Source organism: Egicoccus sp. AB-alg2 (assembly GCF_041821065.1).
In the GTDB taxonomy this organism is placed as follows: domain Bacteria; phylum Actinomycetota; class Nitriliruptoria; order Nitriliruptorales; family Nitriliruptoraceae; genus Egicoccus.
In genome coordinates this window covers 404,408-420,362 of record NZ_JBGUAX010000004.1, presented here as the reverse complement: position 1 = coordinate 420,362, position 15,955 = coordinate 404,408, and the positions used below count along the sequence as shown (strand labels likewise).

At 73.5% G+C, this 15,955-nt stretch carries 14 protein-coding genes; 6 read left to right on the top strand and 8 right to left on the bottom strand.

All coding sequences use genetic code 11. From position 1 onward, the window contains the following. Positions 1-38: 38 nt before the first annotated feature. Complete coding sequence (locus tag ACERM0_RS09525) at positions 39-2,129, bottom strand: putative bifunctional diguanylate cyclase/phosphodiesterase (RefSeq protein WP_373678342.1); 2,091 nt, start codon at positions 2,127-2,129, stop codon at positions 39-41. A gap of 96 nt (positions 2,130-2,225) precedes the next feature. Further along, entirely contained in the window at positions 2,226-2,840 is a 615-nt protein-coding gene (locus ACERM0_RS09520; RefSeq protein ID WP_373678341.1) for a hypothetical protein, read from the bottom strand. 67 nt (positions 2,841-2,907) lie between these two features. Between ACERM0_RS09520 and ACERM0_RS09515 the strand changes: the two genes are divergently transcribed. The 4 genes from ACERM0_RS09515 to ACERM0_RS09500 are packed head-to-tail and all read left to right on the top strand — an operon-like array spanning position 2,908 to position 6,223. Further along, positions 2,908-3,549, top strand: coding sequence for a hypothetical protein (locus ACERM0_RS09515; protein ID WP_373678340.1), 642 nt, complete (start codon positions 2,908-2,910; stop codon positions 3,547-3,549). 33 nt (positions 3,550-3,582) lie between these two features. Continuing rightward, positions 3,583-4,908: a nicotinate phosphoribosyltransferase gene (locus ACERM0_RS09510; protein ID WP_373678339.1), complete on the top strand. Its 1,326-nt coding sequence runs from the start codon at positions 3,583-3,585 to the stop codon at positions 4,906-4,908. Further along, positions 4,905-5,504 (top strand): isochorismatase family protein, encoded by a 600-nt coding sequence (locus tag ACERM0_RS09505; RefSeq protein ID WP_373678338.1) that lies wholly within the window; start codon positions 4,905-4,907, stop codon positions 5,502-5,504. The genes ACERM0_RS09510 and ACERM0_RS09505 overlap by 4 nt, the downstream gene beginning before the upstream one ends. Positions 5,505-5,545: 41 nt before the next feature. Further along, complete coding sequence (locus ACERM0_RS09500) at positions 5,546-6,223, top strand: NUDIX domain-containing protein (RefSeq protein ID WP_373678337.1); 678 nt, start codon at positions 5,546-5,548, stop codon at positions 6,221-6,223. A 12-nt stretch (positions 6,224-6,235) separates the two neighbouring features. On the opposite strand, the gene ACERM0_RS09495 is transcribed toward ACERM0_RS09500, so the two are convergent. From ACERM0_RS09495 to ACERM0_RS09475, 5 genes are all read right to left on the bottom strand, one after another. After that, entirely contained in the window at positions 6,236-7,987 is a 1,752-nt protein-coding gene (locus tag ACERM0_RS09495; protein WP_373678336.1) for an FAD-dependent oxidoreductase, read from the bottom strand. Positions 7,988-8,110: 123 nt separating this feature from the next. Then, entirely contained in the window at positions 8,111-9,934 is a 1,824-nt protein-coding gene (locus ACERM0_RS09490) for a family 43 glycosylhydrolase (protein ID WP_373678335.1), read from the bottom strand. Positions 9,935-10,052: 118 nt separating this feature from the next. Then, entirely contained in the window at positions 10,053-12,110 is a 2,058-nt protein-coding gene (gene ligA / locus ACERM0_RS09485) for an NAD-dependent DNA ligase LigA (protein WP_373678334.1), read from the bottom strand. A gap of 59 nt (positions 12,111-12,169) precedes the next feature. Next, positions 12,170-13,024 carry a hypothetical protein gene (locus ACERM0_RS09480; RefSeq protein WP_373678333.1) on the bottom strand — a complete coding sequence of 285 codons (855 nt, stop codon included), beginning with the start codon at positions 13,022-13,024 and terminating at the stop codon, positions 12,170-12,172. Positions 13,025-13,193: 169 nt separating this feature from the next. Next, entirely contained in the window at positions 13,194-14,108 is a 915-nt protein-coding gene (locus tag ACERM0_RS09475; protein ID WP_373678332.1) for a DUF480 domain-containing protein, read from the bottom strand. Between the two features lie 162 nt (positions 14,109-14,270). Here ACERM0_RS09475 and ACERM0_RS09470 point away from each other — a divergent pair, with 162 nt between their 5' ends. Continuing rightward, on the top strand, positions 14,271-14,759 hold the full coding sequence (locus ACERM0_RS09470; RefSeq protein WP_373678331.1) for a hypothetical protein: 489 nt from the start codon (positions 14,271-14,273) through the stop codon (positions 14,757-14,759). 14 nt (positions 14,760-14,773) lie between these two features. Here the strand turns inward: ACERM0_RS09470 and ACERM0_RS09465 are convergent, their stop codons facing one another. Further along, positions 14,774-15,166: a RidA family protein gene (locus ACERM0_RS09465; RefSeq protein ID WP_373678330.1), complete on the bottom strand. Its 393-nt coding sequence runs from the start codon at positions 15,164-15,166 to the stop codon at positions 14,774-14,776. Between the two features lie 129 nt (positions 15,167-15,295). Here ACERM0_RS09465 and ACERM0_RS09460 point away from each other — a divergent pair, with 129 nt between their 5' ends. Next, positions 15,296-15,952 carry a hemolysin III family protein gene (locus ACERM0_RS09460; RefSeq protein ID WP_373678329.1) on the top strand — a complete coding sequence of 219 codons (657 nt, stop codon included), beginning with the start codon at positions 15,296-15,298 and terminating at the stop codon, positions 15,950-15,952. Positions 15,953-15,955 lie beyond the last annotated feature (3 nt).

Genomic DNA, 15,955 nt, shown 5'->3' with positions numbered 1-15,955 from the left:
TCGCCCCGCGGCGGGACGCGAGGCACAGGGTCGACCCGTCAGGCTAGCGGTCGTCTCGGTCCGCCTCGACCGGCCACGTCGACCGGTGCCACCGCTTCGTCGAGCGCCACGGTCGCCCCGCTCGCACGGGCGCGCAGCCATGCGCCGGCCGCGGCGGCGGGCATGGGTCGCGCCAGCAGGAATCCCTGCGCGACGTCGCAGCCGACGTCGGCCAGCACCGCGAGCGTGTCGGCGGTCTCCACGCCTTCGGCGACGCTACGTAGCCCGAGACCGCGTGCCAGTTCGACGACTGAGCGCACGATCGCGACGTCGGGGTCGTGACCGGGCCGGTCGAGGTACTGCACGAACGAGCGGTCGACCTTCACCTCGGTGACCGGCAGGCGCTTGAGACGGGTCAGCGAGGCGTGGCCCGTCCCGAAGTCGTCGAGGGAGAGCTCGATACCCGCCTCGACGCAGGCCGTGAGGGTTGCCAGGGCACGGCTGGGGTCACCGACGAGGGCCTCCTCCGTGATCTCCAACGTCAGCAGCGCCGGATCGACCCCGTGGTGCTCGAGCCCGGCGCGCACGCGAGCGGCGAAGCCGGCGTCCGACAGGTCGTGCAGGGAGGTGTTGACGGCCACCGGAACGGCCAGGCCCTCGTCGTGCCACGCGGCGATCTGGCCGAGGACCTGGTCGAGGACGGCCGTCGTGACCGAGCGCATCACGGCGGTGCGCTCGGCGAGCGGCAGGAAGTCGCCCGGCGGGAGCAGCCCCCGCTCGGGATGCCGCCACCGCACGAGCGCCTCCAACCCGACCGGCCGACCATCCGTCACCGCCACCTTGGGCTGGTAGTGGACCTCCAGCTCGTCGCGCTGGGTGGCGCGCCGGAGTTCGGCGAGTAGTGACAGCCGCGAGGGCGCGCTCGGGTCGAGCTCCTCGCGGAACACCACGACCAGGTCGCCGGCCGACTTGGCCGCGTACATGGCGGCGTCGGCGCGGCGCTGCAGCACCTCCAGGCGGTCGCCGTGCTCGGGCAGCATGGCGATGCCGATGCTGACCTCGACCTCCAAACGGGCGCCACCGACCTCGTAGGGGCGCAGGAGCAGCCGACCCAGCCGGTGGACGGCGTCGAGGGCCTCGACCTCGTCCTCGACGTCGAGCAGCAGCACGAACTCGTCGCCGCCGATCCGGGCGGCGACGTCCTCGGCGCGCATCGAACTCCGCAGCCGGTCGGCCACGAGGGTGAGCAGCTCGTCGCCGACGGCGTGACCCAGCGTGTCGTTGACCTCCTTGAAGCGGTCGAGGTCGAGCAGGCACAGCGCGCCCGGACGCCGCTCGGCGAGGTGACGCTCGACGCGGTCGGCGAGCAGCACGCGGTTGCCCAGGCCGGTCAGCCCGTCGTGCAGCGCGCGCTGCTCGCGTTCCAGCGACATCTCCGCCGTCTTCCACAGCAGGTACAGCGGCAGCAACAGCAGGGGTAGGAACGCCCAGTCGGCGTGGAGGACCACGACGACCAGCGGCGCGAGCGCGAGCACGGCGCCGGTCGTCATCGTGTAGTAGGCGACGTTCTCCAGGATGGTCGCCCGCAGCGGACGCCGCTCGATCATGCCGATCGCGGCGCCGACCACCAGGAGGTTGACGAGGTGGTAGGCCGCGGCGGCCGCGACCACGGCGAGCAGCCCGGCGGGTGCCAGGGCGGCCGGAGCCTCGGCGGACGCCTCCCAGCCGAACAGCCGCAGCACACCCCAGGCCGCCCCGTAGGCCAGCACGTACTGGGCCCCGTTGAAGGTCGCGGCGAAGAAGCGTTTGCGCCGCGCCACCTCCCCCACCACGGTCGCGACCACCACGCTGGCGAGGGCGAGCTGCGGGCCCCAGCACAGCAGGACCGCGAACAGGAACGCGGTGCTGAGCGTCACCCCGTCGGGATCCACCCGACCGGAAGCGACCACGGGCCGCAGTTCACCGAGCAGCACGAACCCGACGAGCACCCAGAAGCCCGTGCCGGCCGCGGCGAAGGACGACCAGCGGGGCACGCCGACCAGGGTCACCACCACGGCCAGCGCGGCCACGACCGAGATCCACCACAGGGCCGCGAACGGCGTGGCGCACAGCACCGGGGCGACGTGTGCCCCCCGCCTGCGGTCGCGCACGTCCGCACTCCTGATCAACGGTGCTGCTCCCCTGGAAGGTGCTGTCGGCGCCGGACCCGGGTACTGAAGCGACCCGGGCGAACCGGACCCGGCCGGTCAGCGCCCGCTGCCCGTGAAGCCGCTGCGCGTCATCGTTCCCCAGGTGCGCTCGCCCCCGCGCAGCCACCGCCAGGTGCCGCGCAGCCGCCACCACAGCGACAGCTGCCGGTACCACAACGGCTCGGAGCAGGCGGCGACCACCTGCCAAACACGGTCGCGTACGCGCAGTTCCGAACCGGTGGCGCGGTCCTCGAGCGCGAGGGCGCCGAGGCTGAGCGTGATGCCCCACAGGTAGGCGAGCGCGAAGTACAGCAGGGCGAACTCGTGGTGGACCAGGCCCAGCGACAGGCCGGCGACCAGGGCGACGAGCCCGAGCGCATCGATGATCGGCCCCACGGCCTCCACGGCCGTGAAGAGGCCCAGCCCGCCGAAGGCCATACCGCGGTAGCGGGGTCGGAGGATCGCGTCGCGGTGCGACCACAGGGTGTCGAGCAGACCGCGATGCCAGCCCAGACGGCGCCGCACCAGCCGTACGAGCACGTCGTCGTCGACGACCGCCACGACGCCGCTCGCGCGCCGCACCGGCCGCGCCCCGTCGGGGCGGAGGGGGCGCGCGTCGACGCGGGAGCGGGCGCCGTCCTCGAGTTCGGCGGCGACCTCGCAGAGCAGCATGGCGTCGCGCACGTCGAGCGCGCGGTCGCCCAGCAGGACCTGCTCCGCCCGCGCGGCCGATGCTGCGGTGGGCGGCCACCCGTGCCCGCTCGCGCGACGACGTCGACAGGTCGCCGCACAGCAGCGCCGCGCCGGCGTCACCGATGGCCCGTGCCCGGACCTCCAACTCCTGCAACCCCTGCTGGCGCAGCGCGACCGTCTCCGCGACCTCGTCCGTGGCGGCGGCGGTCTCCACGGTGGACGTCGGCGGCGCCGGCGGCTCCACGGGATCTTCCGCGGCGACCGCCGCCAGCAGGTCCCGCAGTTGCTGGGGCAGACGGGCGGCGTCCAGCGGCTTGCGCAGCCGGCCGACGATCCGCGGATGCCGGACGGCCTCGGGCCGCACCGAGCAGACCACGACCGGCAGGCCGTCCGTGCGCGGGTCCGCCGCCAGTGCGGCGAGCACGTCGTCGGCGGTGCCGTCGAGCAGGGCACCGTCGGTGAGGACCCTCTCGGCCAGCGCGGCCCGTTCGACGACCCCGTCGACGCGGTTGGTGACCTCGACCTCGAAGCCGGCATGGCCGAGGACCAGGCGCAGCAACGCCGCGAGGTCGAGGTCGTCCTCAACCGGGAGTCTAGACCGAACGGGCCACACGGCCGTCGGATCGTTCGTCGGCAGCAGGAGGCTGGCGTGGCCGCCAGGGCCCGCTTACGGTCGCGCCGAAGGTGACGGCCCTGCCACCTCGACAGGAGACTGCCCGCCGTGGCGCATCTTGACCCGTCGACCGCGCTGCTGACCGACCGCTACGAGTTGACGATGCTCGACGCGGCGTTGCAGGACGGCCGCGGCGCCCGGCCGGCGATCTTCGAGGTGTTCGCCCGTCGGCTGCCGGCCGGTCGGCGCTACGGGGTGGTGGCGGGCACGGGCCGGGTGCTGGACGCGATCCGCGACTTCCGCTTCGACGCCGACGTCCTCGGCTGGCTGGACGACGCCGGCGTGGTGTCGACCGGCACGCTCGCCTGGCTGGCCGACTACCGCTTCCGCGGCGACGTGCACGGCTACCCCGAGGGCGAGGTGTACGTGCCACAGTCGCCGGTGCTGACCGTGACGGCCTCGTTCGCCGAGGCGGTGCTGCTGGAGACGGTCGTGCTGTCGATCCTCAACCACGACAGCGCGATCGCGTCCGCCGCGAGCCGCATGTACGCCGCTGCCCGGGGACGCGGGCTGTTCGAGTTCGGTGGCCGCCGCGCCAACGAGCAGGCCGCGGTCGCGGCCGCCCGGGCGGCCTACGTCGCCGGCTTCGACGGCACCTCGAATCTGGAGGCGGGCCGCCGGTTCGGACTGCCGACGTTCGGGACGTCGGCCCACGCGTTCACCCTCCTGCACGACACCGAGGAGGAGGCGTTCGCGGCGCAGGTGGCCGCCCTGGGTCCCGGCACGACCCTGCTGGTCGACACCTTCGACACCGAGCAGGGCCTCCGGACCGCGCTGGAGGTGGCCGGAACCGACCTCGGCGCGGTGCGGATCGACTCGGGCGACCTGGCCGCGGAAGCGGTACGGGCCCGCAAGCTCCTGGACGACGCCGGCGCCACCGGCACGCGGATCGTGTTGTCCGGGGACCTCGACGAGTACCGACTCGCCGAGCTCGCCGACGCGCCGGCCGACGCCTTCGGCGTGGGGACGTCGGTGGTCACCGGCTCGGGCGCCCCCACGGCCGGGTTCGTCTTCAAGCTGGTCGCGCGGGCGGATGCGCCCGGCGCGCCGTGGCGTCCGGTCGCCAAGGCCGGCGGCACGAAGGCGACCATCGGCGGCCGCAAGCGCGCCTGGCGAAGCGTGCGCGACGGGGTGGCGACCGCAGAGGTGCTGCGGGCCTGGGACGGCCCGCCGCCGCGGGATCCTGCCCGGGCCGTCCAGGTCGACGTGATCCGTGAGGGCGAGGTCGTGCACCGACCGACCATCGAGGAGATCCGCGACCACCACCGTCGCGCGATCGCCGAACTGCCGCCCGAGGCGCTCGACCTCACGCCCGGCGGCCCGGTGCTGCCCACCCTGCACGAGGAAACGACGTCCGAAGGAGCGTTGACGTGACCCAGGCCTACGACCCGACCACCGCCCTGATCGTGGTGGACCTCCAGCACGACTTCGCCGAGGCGGACGGCAACCTCTACGTCCCTGGCGGCGAGCAGGTCGTGCCGCTGGCCAACGCCGAGATCGAGGCCGCCCGCGCCGCCGGTGCACCGGTGATCTACACCCAGGACTGGCACCCCGAGACGACCCCGCACTTCCAGAAGGACGGCGGGATCTGGCCGGTGCACTGCGTCCACGACACCTGGGGGGCCGAGTTCCACGAGGACCTGGTCGTCGACGGGCCGGTCGTCCGCAAGGGCGTCGACGGACGCGACGGGTACTCGGGCTTCTCCGTGCGTGACCCGGTCACGGGCGAGCAGGGCGAGACACGACTCGGCCACCTGCTCCGCGACCTGGGGGTCCGCCGCATCGTGCTCATCGGACTGGCCGGCGACTATTGCGTGCGCGAGACCGCGCTCGACGGTCTCCGCCTCGGCTACGAGGTGGTCGTGCCGCTGGAAGGCACCCGCTTCGTCGAGCTGCAGGAGGGCGACGCCGAGCGCACGATCGCGGAACTGCGCGAGGCCGGCGCGACGCTCGTGGGCGCCGCCGCGTGACCCTGCCCGGTGACGCGACGGCCCCCGTGTCGACCTGCGCGGTGGCCGTCGACGTCGCGTTGCTGACGCTGCGCGAGGGCCGCCTGCAGTTGCTGCTGGTGCAGCCCGACGCCGGCCCCTTCACCAGCCACTGGGCGCTGCCGGGCCGGCGGGTCCGCGACGACGAGGGCCTCGACGACACGGCCCACCGGGCGTTGCGCGAGCTCGCAGGACTGGCGGCGCCGCACGCACATCTCGAGCAGCTGCGCACCTACGGCGACCCGACCCGCGACCCGCGGGGCCGGGTCGTCTCGGTCGCCTACCTGGCGCTCACGCCCACCGTGGAACGCGTCGCCGACGACGGACCGTTCACGTCCGGCCGGGCCAGATTCTTCGACGTCGCGGAGCTGTCGGCACCGGACGGTCCGCAGCTGGCCTACGACCACGACCGGATCGTGCCCGACGCGATCGAACGGGCCCGCTCCAAGCTGGAGTACACCTCGCTGGCGAGCGCATTCGTGTCCGAGCCCTTCACGCTGGGCGAGCTGCGGCGCGTCTACGAGGCCGTGTGGGGGGTCGAACTGGACGCCGCGAACTTCCGGCGCAAGGTCGTCTCCGCTCGCGACTTCGTCGTCGAGGTGGAGGGCACGGCCACGCCCGGCCCGGGAGGTGGCCGCCCCGCCAAGCGGTACCGGCGCGGGACCGCGACGCGGCTGCATCCCGCGATGCTGCGCCCGTAGCACGGGCGGTGCTCACTCCAGCAGCCGCCCGGCGGTGTCGACCGCCTCGGCCTCCTCGGCCCAGTCACGCAGATGGGCGGGGACAGCGACCCGCGGCCGCGAGGTCAGCCGCACCTCGCCGTCGTCGTCGAGACGCACGACGTGGTTGCACAGCTGCCGCTCGTCGTCGCGTTCGGGGTGGTCCTTGCGCTGCTGGGCGCCGCGGGTCTCGCGGCGCTCCCGGGCACTGAGCGCGGTCGCCAGCGCGGACACGATCGAGCCGCGCAGGTCGAGCACCCCGGCCAGGTCCTGGAAGCCCTGGCTGTCGGGCTGGACGTCCAGTTCCGGGATCAGCTCCTGCAGGGCACGGATGCGGGCGACGCCCCGGTCCAGGCCGCGCTCGTCCCGGACGACCCCGACGTGCTCCCACATGATGTCGCGCAGTTCACGCTGGCCGACCCGCACGACCTCGTTGCCGTCGTGGATGCACGCGTCGAGTTCGTCCAGCGCGGCCGTCACGGCCGCCTTGGAGCGCAGCTGGACCGAGAGCTCGTCGGAGTGGGCGGCGGCCGCCGCGCCGGCGCGGGCGCCGAACACGGCGGTCTCCGTCAGCGAGTTGCCGCCCAGCCGGTTGGCGCCGTGCAGGCCGGCGGTGATCTCGCCGGCCGCGAACAATCCCTCGACGCCGGTCGCGCCGGTCTCGGGCGTGACGTGCACGCCGCCCATGGAGTAGTGGGCGGTGGGCGCGACCTCGATCGGGTGCTCGGCGATGTCCAGCATCTGCGCCTCGATCAGCTGGCGGTGCATGCGCGGCAGCTTCTGCCGGATCGTCTCGCGGTCGAGGTGGCTGATGTCGAGGAAGACGCCGCCGTTCGGGCCGCCGCGCCCCTCGGCGATCTCCGTGTAGTTGGCCAGGGCCACCCGGTCGCGTGTCGAGAGCTCCATCCGGTCGGGGTCGTAGCGGGACATGAAGCGCTCGCCCTCGGCGTTCTTCAGGTGCCCGCCCTCGCCGCGCACCGCCTCGGTGACCAGCTGACCGGCCCACTCCTCGGGGTGGGTCATGCCGGTCGGGTGGAACTGGACCAGCTCGAGGTCCTGCAGCTCGCAGCCGGCGGCGAGTGCGAGGTACATGGCGTCGCCGTTGTTCTCGTCGCGGCGGGACGACGAACGACGCCAGAGGCGCGTGTGGCCGCCGCCGGCCAGGACCACGGCGTCGGCGAGGTGGACGGTCCGCTCGCCGGAGGCCAGGTCGAAGGCCAGCGCCCCGAAGCAGGTGCCGTCGTGGACGAGCAGGCGGCTGACGTAGGTGCGCTCGACGATCGGGATCCCGCGCTCGGTCACCTGCTGGTGCAGCGTCTCCACCATCGCCCGGCCGGTCCAGTCACCGGCGTAGCAGGTCCGCCGGTAGCGGTGCGCACCGAAGTAGCGCTGGTCGAGGTCGCCGTCCGGCGTACGGGCGAAGGGCATCCCCCAGGCGTCCAGCTCCCGGATCCGGTGGGGCGCCTCCTCGACCAGCAGTTCGATCTTGCGCGGGTCGGCGAGGAAGTAGCCCTCGTTCCAGGTGTCGAGGAAGTGCCAACGGGGACGGTCGTCGGGGTCGACCGTGCCGAGCGCCGCGTTGATGCCGCCCGCGGCCAGGACGGTGTGGGCGTCGGTGCGCAGCCGCTTGCCGACGATGGTCACCTCGCGGCCGGCGTCGTGGGCGGCGATGGCGGCGCGCAGACCCGCGCCGCCGGCACCGATGACGAGGACGTTGCTGACGGTCGTGCGATGGTCGCGGGCCATAGCGCATCCTGCCGGGTCGGCTGAGGGCGGGCTCGGGTGCTCGCCGCCACCCAGGTTCGTGGCGGGGCGGTGGGCCGCCTCGGTCAGCCGACCACGGACCCCGTGCAGCGCGCGCCGGCCCCGTCAGCCGCCGCGGTCGAGCCGGGACACCCGCACGTGGTCGAAGGTGGCCTCGAACCCGGCGCCGCCCATGGACACGAGGCCGATCTTCGCGTCGGCCCCGAGGTCGTGGGTCCACGTGCCGCCGCGCACCCAGTCCTGGCCGTCGCGGCTGGTGTAGGCGGTGTAGTGCTCCTCGCCGCCCTGGGTGCGCTTGGCGATGCGCAGATGGGTCCACTCGCCCGGGGGTCCGACGACCGTGTTGCCGTAGCGCGGGTAGCCCTCGGGGACCGGGCCGACCTCCTTGCCGAACTCGGTCTGGCGGGTCTCCCAGATCGACACGTGGGCGAGCTTGACGTAGTTGTCGTCGTCGCCGTGCACGACCAGACCCGCCTGCACGAAGTTCTGGCAGCAGCCCTCCGGCGGCAGGTCCAGGCGCACCCGGGTCTCCACGACGTAGTTGCCGCGCGGAGCCGGGCGGGTGAGCACGGACGCGGAGTTGCTGTCCTCGAAGAGGTCGGCGTCCTGGGTCTGGAAGCGCAGGGCGCCGTCGACCACCTCGACCCCGCCGTCCGGTTCGCGGATCCACTCCCAGGCGGCGAGCTCGGCGTCGTCGAACTCCTCGGCCCACACCGTCGGGCCGGGCCGCTCGGGCCGCGGGGCCGGGTTCGTCGCACGGCTGCCGCGGTCGCCGGGCTGTGCGGCCGGCGCCTGCTGCGGCGTGTCCGACGCCCAGGCGCCGCCCCGCACGGTGGGCCAGCCGTCGACCCAGTCGAGCCGGTCGAGCATCAGGGGGCGCTTGGTGAACCCAGGCGCGCCCGCGTAGTAGGGCTCGTGGCGGTCGACCGCGTGATAGAGGAACCAGTCGTCGCCGGCGAAGTCGGTGAAGACCGCGTTGTGTCCGGGTCCGACCCAGCGATTGCCGTTCATGCTGATCACGGGCGTGCCGCCCACGCGCCCGTCGAGGAAGGAGACGCCCTCGCGGTCGACGTAGGGTCCCAGCGGGTGCTCGGCGCGGCCGACGAAGACGGCGTAGCCGGTCAGCGGTCCCCGACAGCAGTCGGTCGCAGAGGCGAACAGGTACCAGTACCCGTCGCGCTCGACCACGTACGGGGCCTCGTAGCGGTTGGCGATGGTGATGCGGGTCTCGGTCTCCGGCAGCGTCGTCAGCCCGTCCTCGGACAGCTCACGGGCGAACAGGCCCCCGTTGTAGGAGCCGAAGAACAGCCAGCGCGTGCCGTCGTGCTCGACCACCGCCGCATCGAACGTCCAGCGGTCGCTGCGGGGTTCCACGGCCGGGGCGCCGCTGTCGGTCCACGGACCGGCCGGGGTCGGCGCGGTCGCGACACCGATGGCGCTGTCGCCGCCGAGTTCCTCGCTGGTCTCGTTGGCCGTGTAGTACAGGACGTACTGCTCACCGTCGTAGACGGTCTCCGGCGCCCACAGACCGGCAGTGTCGCCGACCCAGTCGGGTCGCTCGTCGAACACGTCGCCGACGTAGGTCCAGTTCACCAGGTCGGCCGAGCGAAGGATCGGCATGATCCGGAAGTTGAAGTCACCGTCGGCGTCGCGGTCGTCGTCGTTCAGCGGATCCATCGTGCAGTAGACGTACCAGTGCGGGTCGCCGGTCTGGTGGCCGCTGACGATGGACGGGTCGGGACAGTTCTCCACGACGCCGACGCCGTCGGGGATCTGCGCCGTCACCGGGTTGCGGTAGGTGGCGGCGGCGGCCTGCGGGCGGGCCTCGGCGACGGGCACCGTCGTGGTGGCCAGCGCGATCGCGGCGAGCACGGCGAGCGCCCACCGCCAGCGCCCGTGGGTGGCCGGTCCTGCCACGTGCTGCTGCATGGCTGCTGCTCCCACTCCCGGAGGGGCCCGACGCGGTCATGCCGCGGGCCGGATGGCCGGCGACCCTAGGCACCCGGCTGCGGTTGTCAACGGCCCGCCGGTCGCAGCCGTCGCGCCGTCAGGCCGGCAGCTCGCCGGTCTCCAGCAGGTGACGCAGCCCGGTCTCGTCCAGGACGGGGACGCCCAGGTCCTCGGCCTTGGCGAGCTTGGAGCCCGGGCTCTCCCCGGCCACCACCGCGCGGGTGCGCTTGGAGACGCTGCCGGTGACCTTCGCCCCGCGGGCCTCCAGCGCGTCCTTGACCTCGTCGCGCGTGAAGCCCTCCAGGGTGCCGGTGACCACCAGCGTCCAACCGGCCAGCAACTCGGCGTCCACGTCCACGTCGCCGCCGGCGCGCTCGGCCTCCGTGGTGATGCCCAACCCCACCAGCTCGTCGATCAGCTGCGCGTTGCGGGGGGTCGCGAACCACGCGTGGACGGCGGCCGCGATCGTCGGGCCGATGCCCTCGATGGCCTCCAGCTGCTCCGGCGTCGCGGCGCGGATCGCGTCGAGCGAGCCGAGGTGGCGCGCCAGCAGCTTGGCGTAGGTCGGGCCGAGGTGGCGGATGTTCAGGGCCACCAGGACCCGCTCGAGCGGGCGCTGCTTGGCGGCCTCGATGCCGGCGAGCAGGTTGTCGACGCGCTTGGTGCCCCACTTCTCCAGCGCCAGCAGCTCGTCCCGGCGTTCGGCCAGCCGGAACACGTCGGCGAGGTCGCCGACCAGCCCCTTGGCGACCAGCAACTCGACGCTCTGTTCGCCCAGCCCCTCGATGTCCAGCGCGCCGCGGCTGGCGAGGTGCGCCAGGGACTCCAGCAGCCGGTTGGGGCAGTCCACGTTCTCGCAGAAGTGGTGCGCCTCACCCTCGGGGCGCACCAGCGGCTGGCCGCAGAAGGGACAGTCCGCCGGCATGTGCCAGACCGTGGCCTCGGGCTGGCGCTTGGTCAGGACCGGGCCGACGACCTCCGGGATGACGTCACCAGCCCGGCGGATCATGACCCGGTCGCCCTCACGGACGTCCTTGGCGTGGATCTGGATCTCGTTGTGCAGCGTGGCGTAGGTGATGCGCGTGCCGGCCACGACGACGGGCTCCAGCACGGCGTACGGGGTCGCCTTGCCGGTGCGGCCGATGTTGACCTCGATCCGTTCGAGCGTGGTCTCCTGCTCGACCGGCGGCATCTTGTAGGCGATCGCCCACCGCGGCGCACGAGCGGTGAAGCCGAGCTCCTCGCGCTGCGCGAGCGCGTCCACCTTCACGACCACGCCGTCGATCTCGTAGGCGACGTCGTGGCGGGCGGTGGTCCAGCGCTCGACGAAGTCCCACACCTCCTCGACCGAGCCGACCACGCGGGTCTCGTCCGCGACCGGCAGGCCGGCCGCCCGCATCCAGTCGAGCGCCCCCGAGTACGTGGCGAAGCTCGCGCCCTCGAGCACGCCGAAGCCGTGGCACCACACCGACAACGGCCGCTGCCGGGTCACCTCGGGATCCTTCTGCCGCAACGCCCCGGACGCGGCGTTGCGCGGGTTCATGAAGGCTTCCTCGCCGCGCTCGATGCGGGCGGCGTTCATGGCCTCGAAGGCCTCCAGCGGGTAGTAGACCTCGCCGCGGACCTCGAGCACCGCCGGCGGGTCGTCCGCGGCGAGGCGGTAGGGCACCGCGTCGATGGTCGCGACCTGTGCCGTCACGTCCTCGCCGACGGTGCCGTCCCCACGGGTCGCGGCGGTGGTCAAGACCCCGTCGCGGTAGACGAGGTTGATCGCCACACCGTCGATCTTGAGTTCGCAGACATAGGCGAGGCGGTCGTCGGCGTGCAGCCCGCGCTCCACCCGCTGCGCCCACGCCTCCAGCTCCTCGCGGGAGAACGCGTTGTCCAGCGAGAGCATCGGCTGCAGGTGCCGGAACGGCGCGAACGCCGTGTCGACCGGGGCGCCGACCTGCTGCGTCGGCGAGTTGGACGTGACCAGCGCGGGGTGCGCGTCCTCCAGCGCGACCAGTTGCTGGAACAGCGCGTCGAACTCCGCATCGGTCATCGGCGGGTCGGACAGCACGTAGTACCGGTAGCGCGCGTCGCGGACGGTGCGGGAGAGCTCGTCGTGGCGACGGCGTGCCTCGGCGAGGTCGGTGGGGACGGCGGCGACCACGGGGCAGGCTTTCGCACGGTGAACGGCAGCGGGCGGAGGCTACTGGAGCGACCCGGACGCTAGGTGTCCTGCCGGGCGAGGAGGCCCTCGACGCCGCCTGGCCGCAACAACAGCCAGCCGAGCCCCAGGGGCACCACCTGCCCGGCGACGAAGCTGAGCGCCAGCAGCACCACCAGCACGCGCGCCCAGGCCAGCTGCCGCTCGAGCGCCGCCTGGTTGCCGGTCACCACCTCGCGTGCCTCGGTGGCGGTGGTGGCGTAGCGGTCGACCAGCTCGTCCGCCGACGCCAGCGTGGCCCGGAGGTCGTCGAGGTCGTCGGCGATGTCGCCGGTCCCCTCGCGAACGGTGCCGAGACTCTGCGCACCGTCGCGGATCAACGCGGCCTGGTCGCGCAGTGCGTCCGGCATGCCGTCCAGTTCCGCCTGCACCGCCCGCAGCGAGTCCGGGAACGGCTGGGTCGGGTCGTAGTCGGGACCGAACGGGATGGCGCTGAGCGCCGAGAGGGTCGTGTCCATGACGGCCGCGACCTGGATCAGTGCCGGCAGGGTGTCCTGGACCGCCGCGAGGGAGCCGGCGAGGTCCTCCTCGCTGAGCTCGGCGGTCGCGGTCAGCACGGCCTCGGCGTCGGCCAGGCTGGTGCCGAGGTCGCGTGTGGTCGCGGCCGTGTTGGCCAGCGTGCGCTCCAGCACGCCCAGCGTGTCGCCCGCCACCTCCACCGACGCACCCAGCGCGTCGACGGCCTGCGCGGTCACCCCGAGGCTGTCCTCCAGCGCTTGGTCGAGCAGGGTCAGGAACCGCAGCCCGACCACCATGCCGACCAGGCCGGCGACCACTCCGACGACGCCGATGCCGACCAGCACCCGCCCGGCCACAGTGGGCTGGACGCCGCGGCGGACGGCTGCGGTGGACGGCATGCGTCGTGCTCCCGGCGGATGGCTCCGTGCCGGGAACGCTAAGGGCTCGTGGCCCGCGCGCGGCCCGGCCTATCGTCGGCACGCCAGCCCACGTCCCCGGAGGTGCTGGAGGGTGGCGGTGCGCGACGACGCCGCCCCCTCGTCGACGTGCCGGCCCGGGCGCTGACGCTCAGCGACGCAGTGCCGCCTCCATGGCCGCGGCCAGGGCTTGCAGCCCCGACAGCGGCCGCACCATGACGGTCAGCTCCACGATGCGGCCCCGGTCGTCGAAGCGCAGGTAGTCCCAGCCCTGGAGCTGCCGGTCGCCGATCCGGGCCTCGAAGACCAGGCCGGCCCGGTCGCCGGCGTCGAGGACGTCGAGGTAGCGGAAGTCCTCGAAGACGGTGGCGACGGTGCGCAGCAGCCGTGCCGTCACGTCGCGCCCCTGGTAGGGGCGGTGGACGGCCGGTGAGCGGAAGACGACGTCGTCGGCCAGTTGTGCGACGGCCGCGTCGAGGTCACCGGTGAGGACGGCGTCGTGGAAGGCGCGGTAGCGGCCGCCATCGGGCGCGGCCGCGGCGGGCGGCCCGTCGCCGCTGACGACGGCGTCCGGCGCGTCACCGAGCCGATGGGCCCAGCGCGTCTCGCGGCGGCCCGGCTCGCGAGGCCGCTGCTCCACCATCGCGCCGAAGCGGTGGGTGGCGAGGCGTTCCAGGATCTGCTCGACCGCCTCGATGGAGGCGAAGGTGTGCATCCGCCCGGCGCGGGAGCGCAGCTCGCCCGGGGTCTGCGGACCGCGCAGGAGGAGCAGCCCGAGCACGGTCTGCTCGGCGACGTCGAGGTCGAGCTGCTCCTCGAGGCGGTGCGCGGCCTTCGGCACCCGCGAGCCGCGGGCGTACTCGCTCTTCACGAGCTGGTGTGCCTTCAGGTCGTCGAGCCCGGCGCGGACGTCGTCGTCGTCGAAGTCGACGACGGGGTCGCGCCCCGTCGTCTGGTTGCAGGCGGTGCGCAGCGCGTTCAGCGACAGCGGGTAGTGGTCCGGCGTTGCGAGCGCCTTCTCCACGAGGCAGCCCAACACCCGCTGACCCTGCGTCGACAGTCGCACCGCGCGCCTCCTCCCGGTCTCCGCCTGCAGGCTAATCCGGCTCGCCGTCGGCCTGCCCGCGACCGTGTGGCGGCCCGGGCCAACGGCCCAGCGGGCCGGGTCGTCGTCCTCGGGCATCCGGTGGCCGTCCGGCGCACGATCGCGGTGTGGAAGGAGGCCGCCATGGAACCGGTCATCTGGCTCGTCACGGGCGTCACCACGTTCGTCGCCGCCCTCCTCGCCCAACGGCACCCCCGCGCCCGACAGGTGGGGCGTCTGGCGCTCGCCACGCTGTTCCTGGCCGGCGGCGCCCTCGTCAACGGCCTCTACCTGCTCGGCGGCACCGACTACGCCGACTTCGCCGATGCGTCCTACCTGCCCTTCGTCACCGAGACCTGGCGTGCCGTGGTGGCCCCCACCCAGGAGCTGTGGATCGGCCTGCTCGTCCTCTTCGAGGCGACGGTCGGTGTGCTGGTGCTCCTGCCGGGGCGGGCCGTCCAGGTCGGGCTGGTTGCCGCCATGGTGTTCCACGTGCTGCTGCTGCCCTTCGGCTGGTTCTTCTCTGCCTGGTCGATCCCGATGCTGGTCGCCCTGGCGTTGCTGTTGCGGGCCGAACGGCAGGTGGCAGCGGCGCCGACCGACGCCGCGCGCGACGTCGTCGCGGTCCAGTGAGGTTCGGGCGGCCGTCAACCGGTGACGAGCGCGTCCGCCTCGATCTCCACGTACCAGCGTGGGTCCAGCAGGCCGGCCACGACCACCATCGTGGCCGCCGGGCGGACGTGACCGAGCAGCGCCGCGTGCGCGCGGCCGACGGCGTCCGCGACCCCGGGATGCGTCACGTACATCCGGGTGCGGACCACGTCGTCGAGGCTGCCGCCGGCCTCCTGCAGCGCCGTTTCGACGATCGTGAGGCACCGACGCGCCTGTGCCTCGGGGTCGGGATCGCAGGAACCGTCGGGCCACACCGGTCCGGTGCCGGACACGTGGATCGCGTCACCCAGGCGCAGCGCCCGGCTGAAGCCGATCGCCGGCTCCCAGGGGGAACCGCTGGAGACCCGTTGCCTGGCCAGCTCACTCATGTGCATCTCCGGGGTCGTCGCCCCCGTCGCACGCGAACGCTAACGCGCCGGCCGTTCGCTCCTCGACACGGCACGCCCCGCCGTTAACCTACGCCACCGTAACTTGCCGACATCCAGGAGGAGACGCAGGTGGGCCACGCGGTCGCGGACGATCCCGTCGCACACCGGCCGCGGTTGCGCGGCTGGCTGCACCTCGTCGGCGCCACGGTCATGGCGGGCACCGCCGTGCTGCTCTGGCGAACCACCGCGGAGCCGGTGCTGCGTGCCGGCGTGCTGGTCTACGCGTTCGGCGTCACGGCGATGCTGGCGACCAGCGCCACCTACCACGTGCCGACCTGGCCGCCGCGGGTGATGCTGGCGCTTCGCCGCGCCGACCACTCGGCGATCTTCCTCGGCGTCGCCGGCACGTTCACGCCGATCGTGCTGGCGACGATGCCGGCGACGTTCGGCACCGTGCTGCTCGCCCTGGTGTGGGTCGGTGCGACCGCCGGGATCGTCGTCCGGAACATCTTCCTCGACGCGCGCCCGTGGGCCCGGATCGTGCCGTACGTCGCGCTGGGTTGGGTCGGACTGGTCACACTGCCGTGGCTGTGGCGTCACTCCACGACGGTCGCGGGGCTCGTCGCCGCCGGCGGACTGCTCTACACCCTCGGCGCGGTGGTCTACGCACGCCGGCGGCCGGACCCGTGGCCGCGCTGGTTCGGCTACCACGAGGTGTTCCACGCCCTCACGCTGGCCGCGATCGCCCTGCACTGGTTCGCCGTGCAGCAGGCCGTCAGCCGCTGACGC